Here is a 19738-nt window from a genome sequence, read left to right on the forward strand (position 1 = left end):
TATGGGTGAAATGCTTCCGTCTTCAGCATAGGCGCTCGCGGCCGAGCGGGCGTGGGACGCGGTGTCGCCGCAGGCCGTCGGCCTGCGGCGGGTGATTCATCAGGTGCTGGGCTGGATCCCGCGCGGTTGGCTTTCGGCATCGCCGGCGGGCTGGTTGGCCGCTTTCTCCTGCGGCACGCCGGCCACGCTGACCTCGGGCAGTCGCCCGCCAATGAACTCGACGCTGCGGGTCGGGAAGGCGAACTGTACGTCCATTTCGCGCAGGCCTTCGAGCAGAGCCAGGTTGATCGCCTGCTGGGTGTCCATGTACCGGTTGTAGTCCGATACCTGCATGATGTAGACGACTTCGAAGGTCAGCTGGCTGTCGTCGAACCCCAGGAAATGCGCGCGATCGAACTTGGCCACCTCAATGCCCTCGATGATGCGTTTCACCAGGGCGGCGACTTCCTTCACCTTCTCGGTCGGCGTGTTGTAGGTGATGCCGAACTTGAAGACGATCCGCCGCGTGTTCATGCGCTTGTAGTTGTGCACGATCTGGCGCAGCAGGTCGGCGTTGGCGATCACCACCTGCTCGCCGCTCAGGGCGCGGATGCGGGTGGTCTTCAGGCCGATATGCTCGATGTTGCCGGCCACCTCGCCGAACACCACGAAGTCGCCGATCTCGAAGGGCTTGTCCACGCCGATGGACAGCGAGGCGAAGATGTCGCTGAGCAGCGTCTGTACTGCCAGGGCGATGGCGATACCGCCGACGCCGAGGCTGGCGATCATGGCGGTGATGTCGACACCCAGGTTGGCGAGGATCGATAGCAGCATCATGGTCCAGACCACGATGCGGATCATGATGCCGATGATGGTGGTGGTCACCGGATTACGCGCCTTGCCGTCGCGGGTCAGGCTCTCCATCCACAGGCGCACGCCGGTATCCATCCACAGGGCGATCTGGAACGCCAGGGCGATGAACCAGCCATGGGACATGGTCGATTCCCAGCGTGGCGACAATTCGACCGTCTTCAGGGCGATGAGCAGTGAGAAAGCCAGGATCAGCAGGTTGCTGGTGCGCGAAAGCAGTTCAGCTGCGATGCCGAGAAACTTGGTCTTCGCTCCGGTCGCCAGCTTGCTCAGGCGTCGGGTCACGATGCCTAGAATGGTGCGCAGGACCAGAAAGCTGACGATGGTGATGCCCAGCACGATGGCCAGGTTGATCCAGAAAGTCTCGTTTAGCAGGGCGTCCCAGTTCATCCAATCCTCCGGTAAGGGTGCGCATGAATGCGGCGAAGACCACGTTTTTCAGTGCTCCTCGCTGCGCAGAAGTTCCCTTGTCGGTGGTCTGCCGGAGGTAGGCGCTAGTGCGGCGTGAGAGCAGGATCAGTCGGGACTGAACGCCGGGGCGAGCGTTTCGTAGGCGCCGGCGTTGACGACGCGGCTGTAGCCGAGCCCCTCGAGAACGTCCTGGGCGGCCGAAGAGCGTCGGCCGCTACGGCAATAGACGACGATGGGCGTGTCTTTGGCGGGCGCCAGGGAGCCGATGTGTCGGGCCAGGTCCGGCGTCTTGATGCGAACCGCGCCGGGCAGGGCGCCTTCGGCGAACTCGTCCGCGGTTCGAACATCGATCAGCACGGTTTCCGGTTGCTGCAGGAGCTTGAGGGCGGCGGCCTGGTCGATCTCGCCGGCGTTGGCGCCGAAGCCGAGAGCGCCGAGCAGCAGTAGGGTGAGAGCGCGCATTTTCGGACTCCTCGCGGCGCGCTGTGGGCGCGCTCAGCTGAATATGCGGGACAGGTTTGGCAGGATCAGGATCACTGCCGTGGCGATCACGATCAGTGTCGCCTGACGAAATTTCTTCTGCTTGAGCATGACATGGCCTTTTATTCTTTTGTGTAGCGGATTGTCGCCTTGTCGCGATGGCCGAGACGGCACGCGGCCCGCGGTTTCCAGAAAGCTCTCTGCGAAAACGAGACGCGCTGATCATTCGGCCCTGGCGGAGAGATGCAAGCAAGTTCCACACCAGCAATCGGGCTGAAGAAGGGAGCCAAGCGCATCTTCAGGTTGTCTTCCATGAGTAGACAGAACTGGAGGGCTACCGATGAACAAGCCAATGCTATCGCTGTTGGTGCTGCTCAGTGCCGCATCCACCGCCGCCTTCGCCCAGCAGCAGGACATGACGCTGCAGCACGAGCGTGATCAGATGGGCGCCGATTTGGAGGACAATCGCCAGCAGATCGGCCGGGATATCAACCGAATCCGCGAGTCGGATGCCTCGCAGAATCAGACGCAGGGCATCAATCGCGGCGGCGTGCAGAGCGATGCGGTCAATCCGCAGCCGAACGTTCCAGGTACCGCCAACCCGCCGGCCGGGACCGGCTTGCCCAGCACCCAGGACAATATGCAGCAGCCCAGTGGTGGTGCCGGGACTGCCCCTGCACCCGGCGCAACCCAGACTCCGGGCACGCCAGGTGGTGCCAATGGAAACGCCAGCCCGGGCGGCGTCACCCCGCCGGGTGGATTGGGAACAGATGACGGTAACGGTGCTGCCGGATCCAGCAGTGGCGGTGCGGCGACCGGTGGCCCGACTGGCGGTGCGGCGGGGCAACCTTGATCGGTGCTGACGCTTCCTGATCAGCTGCCGTCCAGGCGTTCCAGCGTCGCCCTGTCCGGCTGACCGTCGAAAAAGGCCTGCAGGGCGTCTTCGAACAAGGCTGGCTGCTGCGCGGTACGGGCGAACAAGGTCATGCAGGAGTGGAACTTGAGATCGTCCGGGTTGCCCAGAATCCGGTGCGCGCTGGCGGCCCGGTGTTCGAGCATTGCCTGGGTGCAGGCCTGCAGGCGGGGCCCGAGCAAAGGGTGTTGCAGATAGGCGAGGGCTTCGTCGCACCCGGAAATGGCGTAGCGCTGCGCCATGGCGCTACGGCTCAGCCCATGCAGTTGCGGGAATACGTACCACATCCAGTGCGTCTGTTTTCGCCCGGCGCGCAGCTCCTGCAGCGCCTGTTCGTAGTGGTCGCGCTGGGCATCGATAAAGCGCTGCAGGTCGAATGGGTCGTTCATGGGTAAGGCATCCCGTCGTGAAGCAACGCCTTGAACATGCTACAGGTGGCGGGGACTGGCAACGGCTGCTGGACATGCGGCGGGGTGGTCGCCAGTCATCGGGGTGCGAGGCAGCCATGAGATATAGGCACCCGAAACGAAAAAGCCCCTGACTTCTTGGAAGTCAGGGCTTTTCTTCGATCTGGCGGTGAGGGAGGGATTCGAACCCTCGATACGATTTCTCGTATACACACTTTCCAGGCGTGCTCCTTCAACCGCTCGGACACCTCACCGGATCGACGGAGGTTCATGTCCGTCGAGGCGCGCTAATGTAATCGAACGAATGGCCTTTGGCAAAAACTTTTTTAACTTATTCATGCGCTTAACAAATCCGCTTCGCTCGGGTGATGGGCTGCACGTTCCGCTAGACTGAGTTGCAACCTCGGCGTTCGCTTGGGTTATGTTAAAGGCAAGCGAATGGAGCGCGGCTGTCCCATGAGACTGACAAGCGAGTCAGACAACCATCCCGATACCTTGGTGGTGCCTACCCGACGTCGGGTGGCGGTGGCCAACTTGGAACTGGGCATGTTCGTCTGTGAGCTGGACCGTCCATGGAGCGAAACGAATTTCGCCTTTCAGGGATTTCCACTGCTCACGCCCGACGAGATGCGTGCCGTGCGCGAGTGCTGCCTGTACGTGTATGTCGACGATACGCGGCGGGTTCGGTTACAGCACGGTGGACCGGCCGCCGTGGCGCCGCGCGAACGCAAGACCCCGCAGCGGCCGCAGCAGCCACTGGCCAGCGAGATAGAAGAGGCTCGCGCGGCTTATCGGAACGGCTCCGAGCTGATCGAACAGGTTCTCGCCGACGTGCAGCATGGCCGAGTGATCGACACGCGGGCCTGCCATGGCGTGGTCAAGCGCAACCTGGCGAGCATGCTGCGCAATGAAAGCGCGATGCTCTGGCTGATCCGGCTGAAGAGCAAGGACCTGTATACCAGCCTGCACTGCCTGTCCGTTTCGATCATGGCGATGGGATTCGGCAATCACCTCGGCCTGGCGGATGACAAGCTGCAGCTGCTGGGCATGGCCGGACTGCTGCATGACGTCGGCAAGATGCGCATCGATCCCGAGATTCTCAACAAGCCGGGCAAACTCACCGCCGAGGAATTCGAACTGATCAAGCGCCACCCGGCGTTCGGGCTGGAGGCGCTACAGGCGCAGCCGGGCATACCCCAGGTGGCGCTGCAGGCCGCCTACGGTCATCACGAACGGCTCGATGGCACTGGCTATCCGCTTGGCTCCGGGCCGTCACAGATTCCCTACATGACGCGCATCATCACCATCGTCGATGCGTTCGATGCCATCACCAGTCATCGCGCCTACGATTACGCGCGACCGGTGCAGTCGGCGTTCGAGATCCTGCGCAGCGCCAGTGGCCGGCAATTCGACGAGGAGCTGGTGCGCGAATTCATCCGTTGGCTCGGCGCCTTCCCGGTCGGCACGCTGGTCGAACTGCACACCGGCGAAGTGGCGGTGGTGGTCGAAAAGCACGAGCAGCTGCAGCTGCGCCCGCGGGTCGTGGTGCTGCGCGATGCGGCAAAGCAGCGCTGCACGCCGCGTTATCTGGACCTGGCGCGGATCACCGTGGACGAGGAGGGCACGCCTTATCGCATCTGCGGTGGGCTGCCCGATGGCTCCTTCGGTTTGCATATCGCCGATCCGGAGTTGCAGTCGATTTTGCATCCGCAGGCCCTGGCCGACTTCGAACTGGACGCCTGAGCCCTGGCACCGACCGCCTGCGCCGCCGTTTCCAGGCGCAAAGCGTGACCGGCCGGTCGGTCATCGTGCTTTACCTGAACCCGGGTGCTGGGTAACGTCTGCGCACTTCAAGAACAAGGAATCTCGTCATGACTGAGCTGGTCTCCTACCAATTCGAAGACGGCGTCGCCACGCTGACGCTCTGTAACGGCAAGGTCAACGCGCTCTCGCCTGCGGTATTCGAGGCGCTCAATGCGGCGCTGGATCGCGCCGAGCAGGACCGGGCCATCGTCATCCTCACCGGCCAGCCCGGCATCCTTTCCGGTGGCTACGACCTCAAGGTCATGACCTCCAGCCCGCAGAACGCCATGGCACTGGTCGCCACCGGCTCGACCTTCTCCCGCCGCATGCTGGCGCATCCATTCCCGATCATCGTCGCCTGCCCGGGGCACGCCATCGCGAAGGGCGCTTTCCTGCTCTTGTCGTCGGATTACCGCATCGGGGTCGAGGGCCCTTTCCATATCGGCCTCAACGAGGTGCAGATCGGCATGACCATGCACCACGCTGGTATCGAGCTGGCACGTGATCGCCTGCGCAAGTCGGCATTCCATCGCTCGGTGATCAATGGCGAGATGTTCGACCCGGCAGGCGCAGTGGATGCCGGCTTCCTCGACAAGGTAGTGCCAGCCGGTGAGCTGCTGGCGGTGGCCAAGGCGGCTGCCGAGCAGCTGAAAAAGATCAACATGGTGGCGCACAAGAACACCAAGCTGAAAGTGCGCAAGGCTCTGCTGGAGACGCTGGACCAGGCGATCGCCCTGGATCAGCAGCACTTCGGCTGACCCGGCAGGCCCACTGCGCGAGAGAATTTCCGTTCGAGTGCGCACGAGGGCCGGCCCTGCGTTTACACTGCGCAAGTGACGCCCCGCCGATGGCGGGGCGTTTTCATTTCTCATTCAGTGTCGCCTCGCAGGAGAGCCCCGATGTCCGCCCCGCACACCCCGGTAGAACGCGCCGATTTCGACCAGGTCATTGTTCCCACTTTCGCCCCCGCCGCCTTCGTGCCGGTGCGTGGTCTGGGCTCGCGAGTATGGGATCAGAGCGGTCGAGAACTGGTGGACTTCGCTGGCGGCATCGCGGTTAACGCCCTGGGCCATGCCCATCCGGCCATGATCGCGGCACTGACGGAGCAGGCTGGCAAGCTCTGGCACATCTCCAACATCTATACCAACGAGCCGGCGCTGCGCCTGGCCAAGAAGCTGGTGGCGGCGACCTTCGCCGACCGCGCCTTCTTCTGCAATTCCGGCGCAGAGGCCAACGAGGCGGCGTTCAAACTGGCCCGTCGCTACGCCCATGATGTGTATGGCCCGCAGAAATTCGAGATCATCTCGGCGCTCAACAGCTTCCACGGCCGCACCCTGTTCACCGTCACGGTGGGCGGGCAGTCGAAGTACTCCGATGGCTTCGGGCCGAAGATCGAAGGCATCACTCACGTGCCTTACAACGACCTCGAAGCGCTGAAGGCGGCGATCTCCGACAAGACCTGTGCCGTGGTGCTCGAACCGATCCAGGGCGAGAGCGGCATCCTGCCGGGCGAGCAGGCGTACCTGGAAGGTGCACGCCAGCTGTGCAGCGAGCACAACGCGCTGTTGATCTTCGATGAGGTGCAGACCGGTCTGGGCCGTACCGGTGAGCTGTTCGCCTACATGCACTATGGCGTCACGCCGGACATTCTCACCAACGCCAAGAGCCTGGGTGGCGGCTTCCCGATCGGTGCGATGCTGACCACCAACGAGATCGCCGCCCATTTCAGCGTCGGCACCCACGGCACCACGTACGGCGGCAATCCGCTGGCCTGCGCGGTGGCTGAGACGGTGCTGGATATCGTCAACACGCCGGAGGTGCTGGAGGGCGTCAAGGCCCGCCACGAGCGCTTCAAGGCCAGGCTGTTGCAGATCGGTGAGCGCTACGGCGTGTTCAGCCAGGTCCGCGGCCGTGGCCTGTTGATCGGCTGCGTGCTCTCGGATGCCTGGAAAGGCAAGGCCGGTGCATTCTGGGCCGCGGCGGAGAAGGAGGCGCTGATGGTGCTGCAGGCAGGGCCGGACGTGGTTCGTCTGGCGCCGAGTCTGATCATCGACGAAGCTGACATAGACGAGGGGCTGGATCGTTTCGAGCGCGCCATCGCGACGCTGACCCAGGCCTGATCAATCCTGCGCGGTGCCGAAGGGCATCGCGCCTCTACCAAACGAGAGCACACTCAATGAGCGATAGCCTGCAACTGGTTCTGGAAGACGTCGACGGAACCCAACTGGAAACCTCCTGCACCCGCTTCGCGGTCGTCTGGCAGGGGCGCGAGGTATGGATTCAACAGGTCGGCAACGGCCAGCTGATGATCGGCGTGGATGTCGAGGATGGCGATACCGAATACGCCAATCTGGTGCTGCGCCCGCTGGCGACCAACCTGGTCAGCCTGCAGCTGGAAATGGAGCCGGTCGAGGCCGATGACGACGAGCACGTCCACGGCCCCGACTGCAACCACTGACCGCGGCCCGGCATGCTCGCCCTCGGCAAGCTGCTGGAGCTGACCCTCGCCGGCCGTGAGCCCTGCGAGAAGATCCAGCTCACCCCGCATGGGGTGAAGCTGCACTGGCTGGCCGAGGGCGCGCTGCTCGTTTCTCCGCCCGCCAGCACCGACCTCGGCCTCGACCTGCTGATCTCTGCAGGCGTTCATGGCAACGAACTCGTCCCCATTCATGTGCTGGATCGCCTGATCCGAGCGCTCGCCCGTGGCGAGATCAGGCCCCGTGCACGCCTGTTGCTGCTGTTCGCCAACCCGGCGGCGATGCGGCGGACGCTGCGGCAGGTCGACCATGACCTCAATCGCCTGTTCCGGGGCGCGCATGCCGATGACTGGGGCAGCGAGGCCATTCGTGCGGCGGAGCTGGAAGCATTGGTCAGCAGCTTCTTCGGTGGTTCCGGGCGCCAGCGCCGGCACTATGATCTGCACTCGGCGATGCGTCCGTCGCGCCTGCCCCAGTTCGCCATCTGTCCCTGGCGCGAAGACCAACAGGCGCCCGCCGAGGCGCTGGCCCGGCTGCAGGGGCTGGCCATCGATGGCGTCCTGCTGCAGCGTCAGGCCACGTCCACCTTCACCGCGCTGACTGCCATGCGACATGGCGCCGAGGCCTTCACCCTCGAACTCGCCGAAAGCGGGGTGGAGGCCGTGCACCCTGCCGTGCTGGCGTTCGAAACCGGATTGATCGCAATGATCGAGGGGCGAACGCTGCCGGTCGGTTCCGGGGCCGAGCTGCAGCTGCTGCAGATTTCCCGCGAGATCATCAAGCGCAGCCCGCGGTTCCGGCTGTGTCTGCCGCCGGATATCGAGAACTTCACGCCGCTGCCGTTCGGCAGCTTGCTGGCCGAGGATGAGGCGGCGCGCTGGGTGGTCGACGAACCGGGCGCCCGCATTCTGTTTCCCATGGCCGATGTCGCCGAAGGCCAGCGTGCGGCGCTGATCGTCGTGCCGCTGGAGCGGCTCGAGGCAGGGCAGTGATACCCGCGCCGGGAAATGCGCGGTTGCAATTGGCTGCTCGCGCCCTTATCTAGCTTCACTCCTCCTGCGTTGTGTGCACCTTCTTATGAGTACTGCTCTGTCCATCCGGCAGTTGACCAAGACCTACGGCAACGGCTTCCAGGCCCTCAAGGGCATCGATCTCGATGTCGCCGAAGGCGACTTCTTCGCGTTGCTCGGCCCCAATGGCGCCGGCAAGTCCACCACCATCGGCATCCTTTCGACCTTGGTGAACAAGAGTGGCGGCACGGTTAACGTGTTCGGCCACGACCTGGATCGCGACCCGTCCGGGCTCAAGCGCTGCCTGGGCGTGGTGCCGCAGGAATTCAACTTCAACCAGTTCGAGAAGGCCTTCGACATTCTGGTCACCCAGGCCGGGTATTACGGCATTCCGGCGAAGATCGCCAAGGAGCGCGCCGAGCGCTACCTCAACCAGTTGGGCCTGTGGGACAAGCGTGACGTGTCCTCGCGCATGCTCTCCGGCGGCATGAAGCGTCGTCTGATGATCGCCCGGGCGCTGATCCATCAGCCGCGCCTGTTGATTCTCGACGAGCCCACCGCCGGCGTGGACATCGAGCTGCGCAGGTCGATGTGGTCGTTCCTCACCGAACTCAACCGCGAGGGGATCACCATCATCCTCACCACCCACTACCTGGAAGAGGCCGAGCAGCTGTGCCGCAACATCGGCATCATCGATCACGGCCAGATCGTCAAGAACACCAGCATGCGCGAGCTGCTCAAGCAGCTGCACGTGGAAACCTTCCTGCTCGATCTCAAGGAGTCGCAACTGGTGGCGCCTGAACTGGGCAACTATCCGTCGCGGCTGATCGACCATCACACCCTCGAAGTGCAGGTGGAGAAAAGCCAGGGTGTCACCGAGCTGTTCCGTCTGCTCGGCGCCCAGGGCATCGAGGTGCTGAGCCTACGCAACAAGACCAACCGGCTGGAGGAGCTGTTCGTGTCGCTGGTGGAGAACAACCTGAAGGTGAAGTCATGAGCGGCGAACTGCGTCCCAACCTGGTCGCGCTGCAGACCATCGTGCAGCGCGAGATCCGTCGCTACACGCGCATCTGGCCACAGACGCTGCTGCCCCCGGCGATCACCATGGTGCTGTACTTCGTCATCTTCGGCAGCCTGATCGGCGCGCGGATCGGTGACATGGATGGCTTCAGCTACATGGACTACATCGTGCCGGGGCTGATCATGATGTCGGTGATCACAAACTCCTACAGCAACGTGGTATCGAGCTTCTTCAGCACCAAGTTTCAGCGCTCCATCGAGGAGCTGCTGGTCTCGCCGGTGTCGCCGCACGTCATTGTCATCGGCTTCGCCTTGGGCGGGATCACCCGCGGGCTGGCGGTGGCGGTGATCGTCACGCTGCTGTCGATGTTCTTCACTTCGCTGCAGGTGCACCACCTCGGCGTGACGGTGCTGGTCATCACCCTGACCGCTAGCATCTTCGCCCTGGGCGGCTTCATCAACGCCGTGTTCGCGCGCAACTTCGACGATATCTCGATCATCCCGACGTTCGTGCTGACGCCGCTGACTTACCTGGGCGGTGTGTTCTATTCGATCAACCTGCTGTCGCCGTTCTGGCAGACGCTGTCGCTGGCCAACCCGGTGCTGCACATGGTCAATGCCTTCCGCTACGGCATTCTCGGCGTTTCGGATATCCGCATCGGGGTTGCGATCAGCTTCATGCTGGTAGCGGTGGCGGTGCTCTACCTGGTATCCGTGCATCTGCTCAAGAGTGGGCGAGGCATGCGGCAATAGCAGCCGCTTCTCCGCCCGCAGCGTCGATGGCGCTGAAAAGAACGCCGCGAAGCGCTAAACTTCGCGGCGTTTTCCGTTCAGGTTCCCTTCCGATGCAGCATCCCGCCGAACATTCTCCGCTGGGCAAGTCCAGCGACTACGTCGCCACCTACAGCCCGGGGCTGCTGTTCCCGATTCCGCGTGCGCCGAAGTGGGCCGAGCTCGGGCTGACCGCAGAAACGCTGCCCTATCAGGGCGTGGATCTGTGGAATTGCTACGAGCTGTCCTGGCTGCTGCCGTCCGGCAAGCCGGTGGTGGCGATCGGCGAATTCGAGATTCCGGCGGACTCGCCGAACATCATCGAGTCCAAGTCGTTCAAGCTCTACCTCAATTCGCTGAACCAATCGGTGTTCGAATCACGGGACGCGCTGCTGGAAGTGATGACCGGCGATCTGTCGGCCGCTGCCGGCAAGCCAGTCAGGGTGCGCCTGCGCACGCTGGACGAAGTCACCGCCGATGGCGTCGCGACGCTGCCAGGGCGTTGCATCGACGCACTGGACGTCGCCATTCAGGACTATGACCATCCGCGGCCCGAGCTGCTGACCTGCGATGCCGGTCGGGTGGTCGAGGAATCACTGCACAGCCACCTGCTCAAATCCAACTGCCCGGTCACCGGCCAGCCGGACTGGGGAAGTGTGGTGGTGGAGTATCGCGGTGCGGCGCTGCTGCCGGAGAGTCTGCTGGCCTATCTGGTGAGCTTTCGCCAGCACGCCGATTTCCACGAGCAGTGCGTGGAGCGCATCTTCCTGGACCTGCAGCGTCTGCTGCAGCCCGAGAAGCTCACCGTCTACGCGCGCTATGTGCGCCGTGGCGGGCTGGATATCAACCCGTACCGCAGCACCGAGGCGCTGGTGGTGGACAACCGCCGCCTGGTGCGCCAGTGACGCAGCGGGTCGCATGGCGCGACCCGCGAGCGGTTTTCAGATACCCATATTGGCCAGGGTCTGCATGATGTTGCGCAGGGTCATGGCCATGCCAGGGTGGCTGACCTCGAAGCGTTCGACCGCGAGGTTGACGCCATCCACCAGCGAGTCGTTGTATTCGGTCGTGCCCTCGGTCGCCAGTCGCGCTTCGATATCCTGAGCGATCGCCTGCAACGAAGCGCGCTCCTCATCGGTCAGCGGCGTGTCCTGGGCCAGTTGACTACGCAGTTCTTCGAGCTGCGACTGCAGATCATGTTCCGGCATTTTGCTTCCCTCTCATGGGTTTACGGGCGACGGGTAAAAGCCTCGATACCCGAAGGTTAAACCAGCGGCCTGGTGTTGTCGTGCCTTTGCATCGGTGGGCGGGGGCAGGGCAGGCCGCGTGTCCGGCTGACTGCCGCAAAACGGGTGTTCGCTCTATACTGCGCGGTCTGCGTCGGTGCGCCGCATGCACCAAAAACCTAGGGAGATAAAAGCAATGCCCAAGATCGCAACGGCCTGGATCGCCGTGCTCAAGGCCAGTTTCGTCGCTGCCACCGCCATGCTTGCGGCAGCCCCTGCGCTGGCCGCCGAAGAAGATCCGTGGGAAGGCGTCAACCGCGCGGTGTTCCGCTTCAACGATACCGTCGACACCTACACGCTCAAGCCTTTGGCCAAGGGCTATCAGAAGGTGACCCCGGAGTTCGTCGAAGACGGCATCGGTAACGTGTTCAGCAATCTCGGCGATGTGATCGTCCTGACCAACGATCTGTTGCAGGGCAAGGTCCGCGATGCCGGCATCGACACAAGTCGCATTCTGTTCAACACCACGTTCGGCGTGCTCGGCTTCTTCGATGTGGCGACCCGCATGGGGCTGCACAAGAACGACGAGGATTTCGGCCAGACCCTGGGCGCCTGGGGGGTGGACAGTGGGCCATATGTGGTGCTGCCGTTGCTGGGCCCGAGCACCGTGCGCGATGCGATCGGCCGCGTGCCCGATGCCTTCCTCGAGCCCTATCCGCACATGAGTCACGTGCCTACGCGCAACGTGACGCGCGGCGTGGATCTGGTGGATACGCGTGCCAGCCTGCTGTCGGCGGAAAAGATGATTCGTGGCGATCGCTACATCTTCGTGCGCAACGCCTACCTGCAGAACCGCGAGTTCCGGGTGAAGGACGGCGAGGTCGAGGACGATTTCTGATATTGGCCGCAGTTGCTGCGGCCAATGCCGGAGCGGGGCAGTGGGGTCAGGACATGGAAAGAATGGCCAGGCCCAGGCTCTGACGGCCATCGTCGAGCTGGCTGATGCGCACTACTTCGGTCTGCGCATCCAGCCCCTTGAGCTCGCTGTGCTCGGAAGGGATCAGCACACGCAGCTTGTCGCCCATGCTCAGGTTCGTCCTGGCCAGGATCTGCATGCCGGTGCTGGAAAGGTCGATGCAGACGCCGCTCAGTTTTGTGTCGCCATGTTCCAGCGCGACGGTGGTTTCGATCTGCATCCGGATGAAATCGCGTTTTTCGCTGTAATCGCGGTCTTTCTGGCTCATGGTTCTACCTTTTATATATGGCTAGCGGGATTCTTATAGCGCCCCTCAATTCGACCTGTAAAGGCGCCTGCCGGTCGGCTTGAAACCCCGATCGTATGGGAGTACCGTCTGCGCCTTGAATCGAACCTATGCCCCGCATCACGCCGGGCCAATGTATTCGCCAACCATCCTGGCGACACCGCCTGGTAGGAACATGCATAAACCAAGCGCGACGCTGCTGATCATAGACGACGACGATGTGGTTCGAGCCAGCCTGGCTGCCTATCTGGATGACAGTGGTTTCCGTGTGCTGCAGGCCGCCAATGGGCCGCAGGGTATGGAGCTCTTCGAATCCGAGCAGCCCGACCTCGTGATCTGCGACCTGCGCATGCCGCAGATGGACGGCCTGGAACTGATCCGCCAGATCAGTGAGCGCCAGATCGACCTGCCGGTCATCGTGGTCTCGGGTGCCGGTGTTATGAGCGATGCCGTGGAGGCGTTGCGTTTGGGCGCCGCCGACTATCTGATCAAGCCGCTCGAAGATCTGGCGATGCTCGAGCACTCGGTTCGCCGCGCGCTGGATCGCTCTCGTCTGCGCCTGGAGAATCGTCGCTATCGGGAGCAACTGGAGACCGCCAACCGCGACCTGCAGGCCAGCCTGCATCTATTGCAGGAAGATCAGGACGCCGGGCGCCAGGTTCAGATGAACATGCTGCCGGTAACGCCTTGGAGCGTTGACGGCTTCGATTTTGCGCACCAGATCATCCCCTCGCTGTATCTGTCCGGCGACTTCGTCGACTACTTCCGCGTGGACGAGCGCCGCATCGGCTTCTATCTGGCCGACGTGTCCGGCCACGGTGCGTCGTCGGCATTCGTCACCGTGCTGCTCAAGTTCATGACCACCCGCCTGCTGTACGAGTCGCGCCGCGGCGGTACGCTGCGCGAGTTCAAGCCCTCGGAAGTGCTCGACCATATCAACCGCGGGCTGATCAACTGCAAGCTGGGCAAGCACGTGACCATGCTGGGTGGGGTGATCGACCAGGAGCGTGACGTGCTGCACTACAGCATCGGTGGTCATCTGCCGATGCCGGTGCTCTATACGGGCGAGGGCGCCCACTACCTGGAAGGACGCGGTCTGCCGGTCGGCCTGTTCGTCGAAGCGACCTATCAGGATTTCGAGCTGAAGCTGCCTGAGACCTTCAGCCTGACCTTGCTCTCCGATGGCATTCTGGACCTTTTGCCTGGCGAGACACTCAAAGAAAAAGAGTCTGCGTTGCCCGGTCTGATCTCGGACGCCGGTGGCACGCTGGACGGTTTACGTCGAGTCTTCGGGTTGGCCGAACTGGCTGACATGCCCGACGATATCGCCTTGCTGGTGTTGAGCAGGAACCTTGCATGAGTACTGGTAGAATCCAGTTCGCCGAGATGGATGGCACCTTTGTTCTGAAGTTCATTGGTGAGATCCGTTTGACGCTCTGTTCGGCGCTGGATGCGACGATCGAGAAGATCTTCTCGTCGCTGAATTTCTCTTCCATCGTCATCGATCTGACCGAGAGCCGAAGCATCGACAGCACCACGCTGGGCCTGCTGGCCAAGCTGTCGATCCTGTCGCGGCAGAAGGTCGGCATGTTGCCGACCCTGGTCACCACCCATCCGGACATCACTCGACTGTTGCAGTCGATGGGCTTCGATCAGGTGTTCAACATCGTCGACACGCCGCTGCCGTGCCCGGAGTGCCTGGCCGACCTGCCTTCGCAGGACCAGTCCGAGGACGTGGTGAAGGCCAAGGTGCTGGAGGCTCACCGTATCCTGATGAGCCTCAACGAATCCAACCGCGAGGCCTTCCATGACCTCGTCACCGCGCTGGAGCGCTCCTGAGCGGAACTCAGGCCAGCTGCGCCAGTAGCGCCTCGAGCTTCTCCTGATCCCTCGCGAACTGACGGATGCCTTCGGCAAGTTTTTCGGTCGCCATCGCATCCTCGTTCAGCCCCCAGCGGAAGCTCTTCTCATCCAGGCTGATGCGCTGTTCGGATGCGCGGCCCGGCTCCAGCTTGCGCTCCAGCGTGCCGCTGGCTTCGGCGAGCTGGCCGAGCAGTTCCGGGCTGATGGTCAGCCGGTCGCAGCCAGCCAGCGCCTCGATCTGGCCAACGTTGCGGAAGCTCGCGCCCATCACCACCGTCTTGTAGCCGTGTGTCTTGTAGTAGTCGTAGATGCGGCTGACCGACTGCACGCCCGGATCTTCCGCGCCCTGATAGTCGCGGCCTTCATGCTTCTTGTACCAGTCGTAGATGCGGCCGACAAAGGGGGAGATCAGAAACACGCCGGCCTCGGCGCAGGCCACCGCCTGGGTGAACGAGAACAGCAGAGTGAGGTTGGTCTGGATGCCGGCCTTTTCGAGCTGCTCGGCGGCGCGGATGCCTTCCCAGGTGGACGCGATCTTGATCAGCACGCGCTCGCGGCTGATGCCGGCCTGCTCGTACAGACCGATCAGGCGCTCGCCGCGCTGGACCATGGCCTGGGTGTCGAAGGAAAGGCGCGCGTCGACCTCGGTGGAAATGCGTCCGGGGATGAGTTCGAGGATCTGCTTGCCGACAGCGACCGCGAACAGGTCGCAGGCCAGGCCGATATCGCCCTGGCATTGCTTCATCGCGTTGCCGAGATGCTCGGCGTAGCGCGGCATGGCCGCGGCCTTGAGCAGCAGCGACGGATTGGTGGTCGCATCCACGGGCTTCAGGCGGGCAATGGCGTCGATATCGCCGGTATCGGCGACAACGGTGGTGAACTGCTTGAGTTGTTCCAGCTTGGAAGTCATATAAAGGAGGGCTCCGTCCTGTGAGTGGCATGACCTTACCCGAGCCCGTCTGCCCGCTCAACGAGCGCATGGACCCGGATGCGCCTGGCCTTTGATCCGATAGTCTCGGTAGCGTTCCTTGCCGCGGGACTTCAGTGGCCCTCGAGCAATGCCGTCGCCTGATCGAGCAGCGCCAGCGGCTCGTCGGTCTTGTGAATGTCCACCGAAAGCAGCTGACGGAAGCGCCGCGCGCCGGGGAAACCCTGGCCCAGGCCGAGCACGTGGCGGGTGACATGGTGCATGGCGCCACCCTCGGCCAGATGCCGTTCTATGTACGGGCGCATGTTGCGTAGCGCCTGCGCACGGCTGATCACCGGTGCGTTGCTGCCGAACAGGCTGCTGTCGACCTGCGCCAGCAGATAGGGGTTGTGGTAGGCCTCGCGGCCGAGCATCACCCCATCGAAGGTCAGCAGATACTCGCGGCATTCTTCCAGCGTCTTGATGCCGCCGTTGAGGATGATCTCGAGGTCCGGGAAATCCCGTTTGAGCTGCGCGGCGACGTCGTAGCGCAGCGGAGGCACTTCACGGTTCTGCTTGGGTGACAGCCCTTCGAGGATGGCGATGCGAGCATGCACCGTGAAGCTGCGGCAGCCGGCCTCGCGCACCTGACCGACGAAGTCGCACAACTGGGAATAGCTGTCGCGCCCGTTGATGCCGATGCGGTGCTTGACGGTGACCTCGACGCCCACCGCGTCGCGCATGGCCTTCACGCAGTCGGCGACCAGCTGCGGATGGCCCATCAGGCAGGCGCCGATCATGTTGTTCTGCACCCTATCGCTGGGGCAGCCGACGTTGAGATTCACCTCGTCGTAACCCGCGGCCTCGGCGAGCTTCGCGCACGCCGCCAGATCGCCCGGCACACTGCCACCCAGCTGCAGCGCCAGCGGATGTTCGCTCTCGTCGTAACGCAGAAACCGCGCCGTATCGCCATGCAGCAGCGCGCCGGTCGTCACCATTTCGGTGTAGAGCAGGGCGTGCTTGGAAAGCTGGCGCAGGAAGAACCGGCAGTGGCGGTCGGTCCAGTCCATCATCGGTGCGACGGAGAAGCGGCGGGACAGCACCGGTTTTGTGGCCGAGGGCGTTTGGTCGAGAGTCATGCGGACGGGGTCGGGTCTGGATCGCGGCCGCGCATTCTATCAGGCGCGCCCTGGCCTGAGCATGGTGGTGGCTGCTGTCCCGATAAGCGAATTCGATGGCGGACGCCGAGCGGTGGGTAACGGGTTGGCGCGTGAGCACGCAACCCGGAAAAAATGCCCCGTTAGCTGGCGTGCGAAAGTGGAGCATCGAGGAGAGGGAGGCTCGGCAATCGGATCAGCCGGACGGCGGTCGTCATGTCAGCCACCGCACCAGGCACAGCGTGATCGAGGGGAAGAGCACCAGTACCACGACGCGCAGGATGTCGGAAATCAGGAAGGGCACCACGCCGCGGAAGGCGTCGCGTAGGGGGACATCCCGGGCCATGCTGCTGATCACGTAGACGTTCATGCCCACCGGCGGGGTGATCATGCCGATCTCCACTACCATCAGTGCGAGGATGCCGAACCAGATGGCCTTCTCGGTCTGATCCAGGCCGTAGAAGTCCAGCCCCATGATCAGCGGGAAGAAGATCGGGATGGTCAGCAGGATCATCGACATGGTGTCCATCACGCAGCCGAGGATCAGGTACAGGATCAGGATACCGGCGAGCACCATGAAGGGCCCCACGCCTGCATTGTTGATCGCCTCGGCCAACGCCACCGGGAGCTGCGACACGGCGAGGAAGGCGTTCATGACATCGGCGCCGAGCAGGATCATGAAGATCATCCCGGTGGTGACCGCGGTGCCGAACAGCACTTCCTTGAACTGGGCCCAGCGCATGCCGCCGAGCGCGACGGCGAAGAGGCCGGTGCCCACGGTTCCGATGGCCGCCGCTTCGGTCGGTGTGAACCAGCCGGCATAGATACCACCAAGTACCAGCAGGAAGATCAGGAACACCGGCCAGACGCCACGCTGCGCGGCCAGCCGCTCGCGCCAGGTCAGCTTCGGTTGCGCGGGGCCGGCGTCCGGGTTCATCCGCACGTAGATGGCGATCGCGATCATGTAGCCGATTGCCGCCAGCACGCCGGGGATGAATGCGGCCATGAACAGCGCGGAGATGTTTTCCTGGGCGAGGATGGCATAGATCACCAGCACCACCGACGGCGGAATCAGGATGCCCAGGGTGCCCCCGGCGGCCAGGCTGCCCACCGCAAGCGCGCCCGAGTAGTTGTATTTCTTCAGTTCCGGCAGCGCGACCTGGCCCATGGTCGCCGCAGTGGCGATGGATGAGCCGCAGACGGCACCAAAGGCAGCACAGGAACCAACGGCCGACATCGCCAGACCGCCGCGCCAGTGGCCGATCATGGCCGCGGCGGCTCGGAACAGGCCGGTCGCCAGGCCACCGCGGGAGGCGAACTGCCCCATCAGCAGGAAAAGCGGAATGACCGAGAGGTCGTAGACCGTATAGCGCGCATAGGCGACGGTCTTCAGATAGCTGAGCAGCGGCGACCAACCGGAAATCGCCACGTAGCCGCCGACACCGGTGAGCAGCATGGCGATGGCGATCGGGATGCGCACCACCAGCAAAACGAGGAGGGCGGCTAGGAACAGCCCGCCGATTTCGACACTGCTCATGCGGGTTTGCCCTCACCACGAAAGTCCTGCCAGGCGGTGTACAACGCCACCACCGCCAATAGTGCGAAGCCCGGTGCGAAGGCGCTCATCGACCACCAGATCGGCACGCCCAGGATGATCGATTCCTCGCCGGTGCAGTAGGCGTCCAGCGTGCCCGCCAGTGAACGCCAGGCCAGCAGCGCAGCAGCCAACCCCATAAGCACGCTGCCCAGGCCATCCAGCGCGCTGCGCACGCGAGGCGAGGCGCGCAAGGTGAATACATCGACGATGACGTTGCCGCGGCGGAGCTGGCACAGCGGCAGAAAGAACACGATGGCGATGCCACAACCCATCTGCACCAGTTCGACGTCGCCGAGCAGCGGTTCGTCGAAGAGGGTGCGCATGGCGATGCTGTAGGTCGCCATCACCGTCATGGCCACCAGCAGCAGGCCGCCGACGAAGGCCAGCAGCCGTGACAGCCGATCGAGCACGCGGCCCATCGGATCGGCAGGCACGGTCGCGGCCCGAACGTCAGGTTCGCTCATGAAAGTCTCCGGAGCAGGGCGCCGGGCGAACTGGCGCCGGGGTCGATCAGCGGGAAGCGGTGTCGCTGTGCTGCTGGATCAGCTGGCGTGCGTCCTCGAGCAGGGCGGCACCATTCGCATAGCCTTTGCCCTCGACTTCCTTGATCCAGTCCTGGTCGAGGCGCTCGGCCACCTTCATCCACTTCTGCTGTTCGTCTTCGGACAGCTGGTGAATCATGTTGCCGCGGCTTTCGGCCAGACGATGGCCATTCTGCACGGCGATCTCGTCGAACAGCTGGCCCGCTCGACGCGAGAGCACCGCGCCGCTGCGCTCGTCGATGATCTTGCGCAGGTCTTCGGGCAACCCCTCATAGGTAGCCGGGTTCATGGCGAGAATCATCACCGTGTACATCAGTGCCGGCTTCCCCTCGGCCATTTCCGTGTGGTGGCCGACCAGCTCGTGCAACTTGAGCGCTGGTACCACGTCCCAGGGCACGATTGCACCGTCGACCACGCCCTTGGACAGGGCCTCGGGAATCTGCGGGACCGGCATGGCGACGGGGGTCCCGCCGAGCAGGGAGATCAGTTTGGTGGAGGTGCGGTTGGCGGCGCGGATTTTCTTGCCGCGGAAGTCGGCCATCCTGTTGATGGGTTTCTTCCCGGTGTGGATCAGCGCACCGTCCGTGGTATGGGTCGCAAGCAGGTGCATGCCGGCGAATTCCTTCTCGCCGTGCTTGGCGACGAACTCCCACATCGCCTGGCTGGTCGCCTCGGCGGAGCGGCTCATGAATGGCTGCTCGAAGACCGAGATGAGCGGGAAGCGCCCGCTGTTGTAACCCGGCAGCGTCCAGACGATATCGGCAACGCCGTCACGCACCTGGTCCACCAGCTGCGGTGGTGTGCCGCCCAGCTGCATCGAGGGATAGAACTGGAACTGGATACGGCCGTCGGAGGCTTCGGTGATCTCGTCCGCCCACGGCTTGAGCAGGTTCGCCTGGGTCAACGAATGGGCGGGAAGAAAATGATGAACCTTGAGCGTCACGACCGCTTCCTGAGCGTAGGCGGACAGGCTCAGACAACTGACGCAGGCAAGTGCCAGCAAGGCCCTGGGCAATTTCGACATGGGGTATTCCCTTTTGTTG

Annotated in this window: 22 protein-coding genes and 1 tRNA gene; 12 read left to right on the top strand and 11 right to left on the bottom strand. The window is 63.5% G+C overall.

Going from position 1 to position 19738, the window contains the following annotated elements; translation table 11 throughout:
* Positions 1-99 precede the first annotated feature (99 nt).
* Together PSTAB_RS07710 and PSTAB_RS07715 are read right to left on the bottom strand one after the other, a co-directional pair.
* Positions 100-1239 (bottom strand): mechanosensitive ion channel family protein, encoded by a 1140-nt coding sequence (locus PSTAB_RS07710; protein WP_013982416.1) that lies wholly within the window; start codon positions 1237-1239, stop codon positions 100-102.
* Positions 1240-1365: 126 nt separating this feature from the next.
* Positions 1366-1722, bottom strand: a complete 357-nt coding sequence (locus PSTAB_RS07715; protein WP_013982417.1) for a rhodanese-like domain-containing protein — start codon at positions 1720-1722, stop codon at positions 1366-1368.
* A gap of 358 nt (positions 1723-2080) precedes the next feature.
* On the opposite strand from PSTAB_RS07715, the gene PSTAB_RS07720 reads away from it, so the two are divergent.
* A complete protein-coding gene (locus PSTAB_RS07720) occupies positions 2081-2593 on the top strand; it encodes a hypothetical protein (RefSeq protein WP_013982419.1) in 513 nt (170 codons plus the stop codon).
* A gap of 20 nt (positions 2594-2613) precedes the next feature.
* Here PSTAB_RS07720 and PSTAB_RS07725 read toward each other — a convergent pair whose 3' ends face one another.
* Both PSTAB_RS07725 and PSTAB_RS07730 read right to left on the bottom strand, forming a co-directional pair.
* Positions 2614-3042, bottom strand: coding sequence for a DUF1810 domain-containing protein (locus PSTAB_RS07725; protein WP_013982420.1), 429 nt, complete (start codon positions 3040-3042; stop codon positions 2614-2616).
* A gap of 182 nt (positions 3043-3224) precedes the next feature.
* Positions 3225-3314, bottom strand: a tRNA-Ser gene (locus PSTAB_RS07730).
* 202 nt (positions 3315-3516) lie between these two features.
* Here PSTAB_RS07730 and PSTAB_RS07735 point away from each other — a divergent pair.
* The 8 genes from PSTAB_RS07735 to queF all read left to right on the top strand — a co-directional run bounded on the left by PSTAB_RS07735 (position 3517) and on the right by queF (position 11046).
* Entirely contained in the window at positions 3517-4803 is a 1287-nt protein-coding gene (locus PSTAB_RS07735) for an HD-GYP domain-containing protein (RefSeq protein ID WP_020308100.1), read from the top strand.
* A gap of 128 nt (positions 4804-4931) precedes the next feature.
* A complete protein-coding gene (locus PSTAB_RS07740) occupies positions 4932-5621 on the top strand; it encodes a crotonase/enoyl-CoA hydratase family protein (protein WP_013982422.1) in 690 nt (229 codons plus the stop codon).
* 141 nt (positions 5622-5762) lie between these two features.
* On the top strand, positions 5763-6983 hold the full coding sequence (locus PSTAB_RS07745) for an aspartate aminotransferase family protein (RefSeq protein ID WP_013982423.1): 1221 nt from the start codon (positions 5763-5765) through the stop codon (positions 6981-6983).
* Positions 6984-7039: 56 nt separating this feature from the next.
* A complete protein-coding gene (locus PSTAB_RS07750; protein WP_011912811.1) occupies positions 7040-7321 on the top strand; it encodes a hypothetical protein in 282 nt (93 codons plus the stop codon).
* Positions 7322-7333: 12 nt separating this feature from the next.
* Positions 7334-8332 (top strand): succinylglutamate desuccinylase, encoded by a 999-nt coding sequence (locus tag PSTAB_RS07755; RefSeq protein WP_013982424.1) that lies wholly within the window; start codon positions 7334-7336, stop codon positions 8330-8332.
* Between the two features lie 85 nt (positions 8333-8417).
* On the top strand, positions 8418-9347 hold the full coding sequence (locus PSTAB_RS07760) for an ABC transporter ATP-binding protein (protein ID WP_013982425.1): 930 nt from the start codon (positions 8418-8420) through the stop codon (positions 9345-9347).
* Positions 9344-10123: an ABC transporter permease gene (locus PSTAB_RS07765; RefSeq protein WP_011912814.1), complete on the top strand. Its 780-nt coding sequence runs from the start codon at positions 9344-9346 to the stop codon at positions 10121-10123. Before PSTAB_RS07760 ends, PSTAB_RS07765 begins: the two co-directional genes overlap by 4 nt.
* Positions 10124-10215: 92 nt before the next feature.
* Positions 10216-11046: an NADPH-dependent 7-cyano-7-deazaguanine reductase QueF gene (gene queF / locus PSTAB_RS07770; protein ID WP_013982426.1), complete on the top strand. Its 831-nt coding sequence runs from the start codon at positions 10216-10218 to the stop codon at positions 11044-11046.
* A 36-nt stretch (positions 11047-11082) separates the two neighbouring features.
* On the opposite strand, the gene PSTAB_RS07775 is transcribed toward queF, so the two are convergent.
* Complete coding sequence (locus PSTAB_RS07775; protein ID WP_013982427.1) at positions 11083-11349, bottom strand: DUF4404 family protein; 267 nt, start codon at positions 11347-11349, stop codon at positions 11083-11085.
* Positions 11350-11563: 214 nt separating this feature from the next.
* Here PSTAB_RS07775 and PSTAB_RS07780 point away from each other — a divergent pair, with 214 nt between their 5' ends.
* Positions 11564-12265, top strand: coding sequence for an MlaA family lipoprotein (locus PSTAB_RS07780; RefSeq protein ID WP_013982428.1), 702 nt, complete (start codon positions 11564-11566; stop codon positions 12263-12265).
* Between the two features lie 46 nt (positions 12266-12311).
* Here PSTAB_RS07780 and PSTAB_RS07785 read toward each other — a convergent pair whose 3' ends face one another.
* Complete coding sequence (locus tag PSTAB_RS07785; protein ID WP_013982429.1) at positions 12312-12611, bottom strand: PilZ domain-containing protein; 300 nt, start codon at positions 12609-12611, stop codon at positions 12312-12314.
* A gap of 193 nt (positions 12612-12804) precedes the next feature.
* On the opposite strand from PSTAB_RS07785, the gene rssB reads away from it, so the two are divergent.
* Both rssB and rssC read left to right on the top strand, forming a co-directional pair.
* A complete protein-coding gene (gene rssB, locus PSTAB_RS07790) occupies positions 12805-13989 on the top strand; it encodes a two-component system response regulator RssB (protein ID WP_013982430.1) in 1185 nt (394 codons plus the stop codon).
* Positions 13986-14468 (top strand): anti-sigma factor antagonist RssC, encoded by a 483-nt coding sequence (gene rssC, locus PSTAB_RS07795; protein WP_011912820.1) that lies wholly within the window; start codon positions 13986-13988, stop codon positions 14466-14468. The genes rssB and rssC overlap by 4 nt, the downstream gene beginning before the upstream one ends.
* A 7-nt stretch (positions 14469-14475) precedes the next feature.
* On the opposite strand, the gene tal is transcribed toward rssC, so the two are convergent.
* From tal to PSTAB_RS07820, 5 genes are all read right to left on the bottom strand, one after another.
* On the bottom strand, positions 14476-15402 hold the full coding sequence (tal, locus tag PSTAB_RS07800; protein ID WP_013982431.1) for a transaldolase: 927 nt from the start codon (positions 15400-15402) through the stop codon (positions 14476-14478).
* A 131-nt stretch (positions 15403-15533) separates the two neighbouring features.
* Entirely contained in the window at positions 15534-16538 is a 1005-nt protein-coding gene (gene dusA / locus PSTAB_RS07805; protein ID WP_041771694.1) for a tRNA dihydrouridine(20/20a) synthase DusA, read from the bottom strand.
* Between the two features lie 232 nt (positions 16539-16770).
* Positions 16771-18093 carry a TRAP transporter large permease gene (locus PSTAB_RS07810; protein WP_013982433.1) on the bottom strand — a complete coding sequence of 441 codons (1323 nt, stop codon included), beginning with the start codon at positions 18091-18093 and terminating at the stop codon, positions 16771-16773.
* Entirely contained in the window at positions 18090-18617 is a 528-nt protein-coding gene (locus tag PSTAB_RS07815) for a TRAP transporter small permease (protein WP_013982434.1), read from the bottom strand. The genes PSTAB_RS07810 and PSTAB_RS07815 overlap by 4 nt, the downstream gene beginning before the upstream one ends.
* Positions 18618-18663: 46 nt before the next feature.
* Positions 18664-19719: a TRAP transporter substrate-binding protein gene (locus tag PSTAB_RS07820; RefSeq protein ID WP_041771695.1), complete on the bottom strand. Its 1056-nt coding sequence runs from the start codon at positions 19717-19719 to the stop codon at positions 18664-18666.
* Positions 19720-19738: the final 19 nt, after the last annotated feature.

The sequence above is a fragment of the Stutzerimonas stutzeri genome (assembly GCF_000219605.1).
Taxonomy (GTDB): domain Bacteria; phylum Pseudomonadota; class Gammaproteobacteria; order Pseudomonadales; family Pseudomonadaceae; genus Stutzerimonas; species Stutzerimonas stutzeri.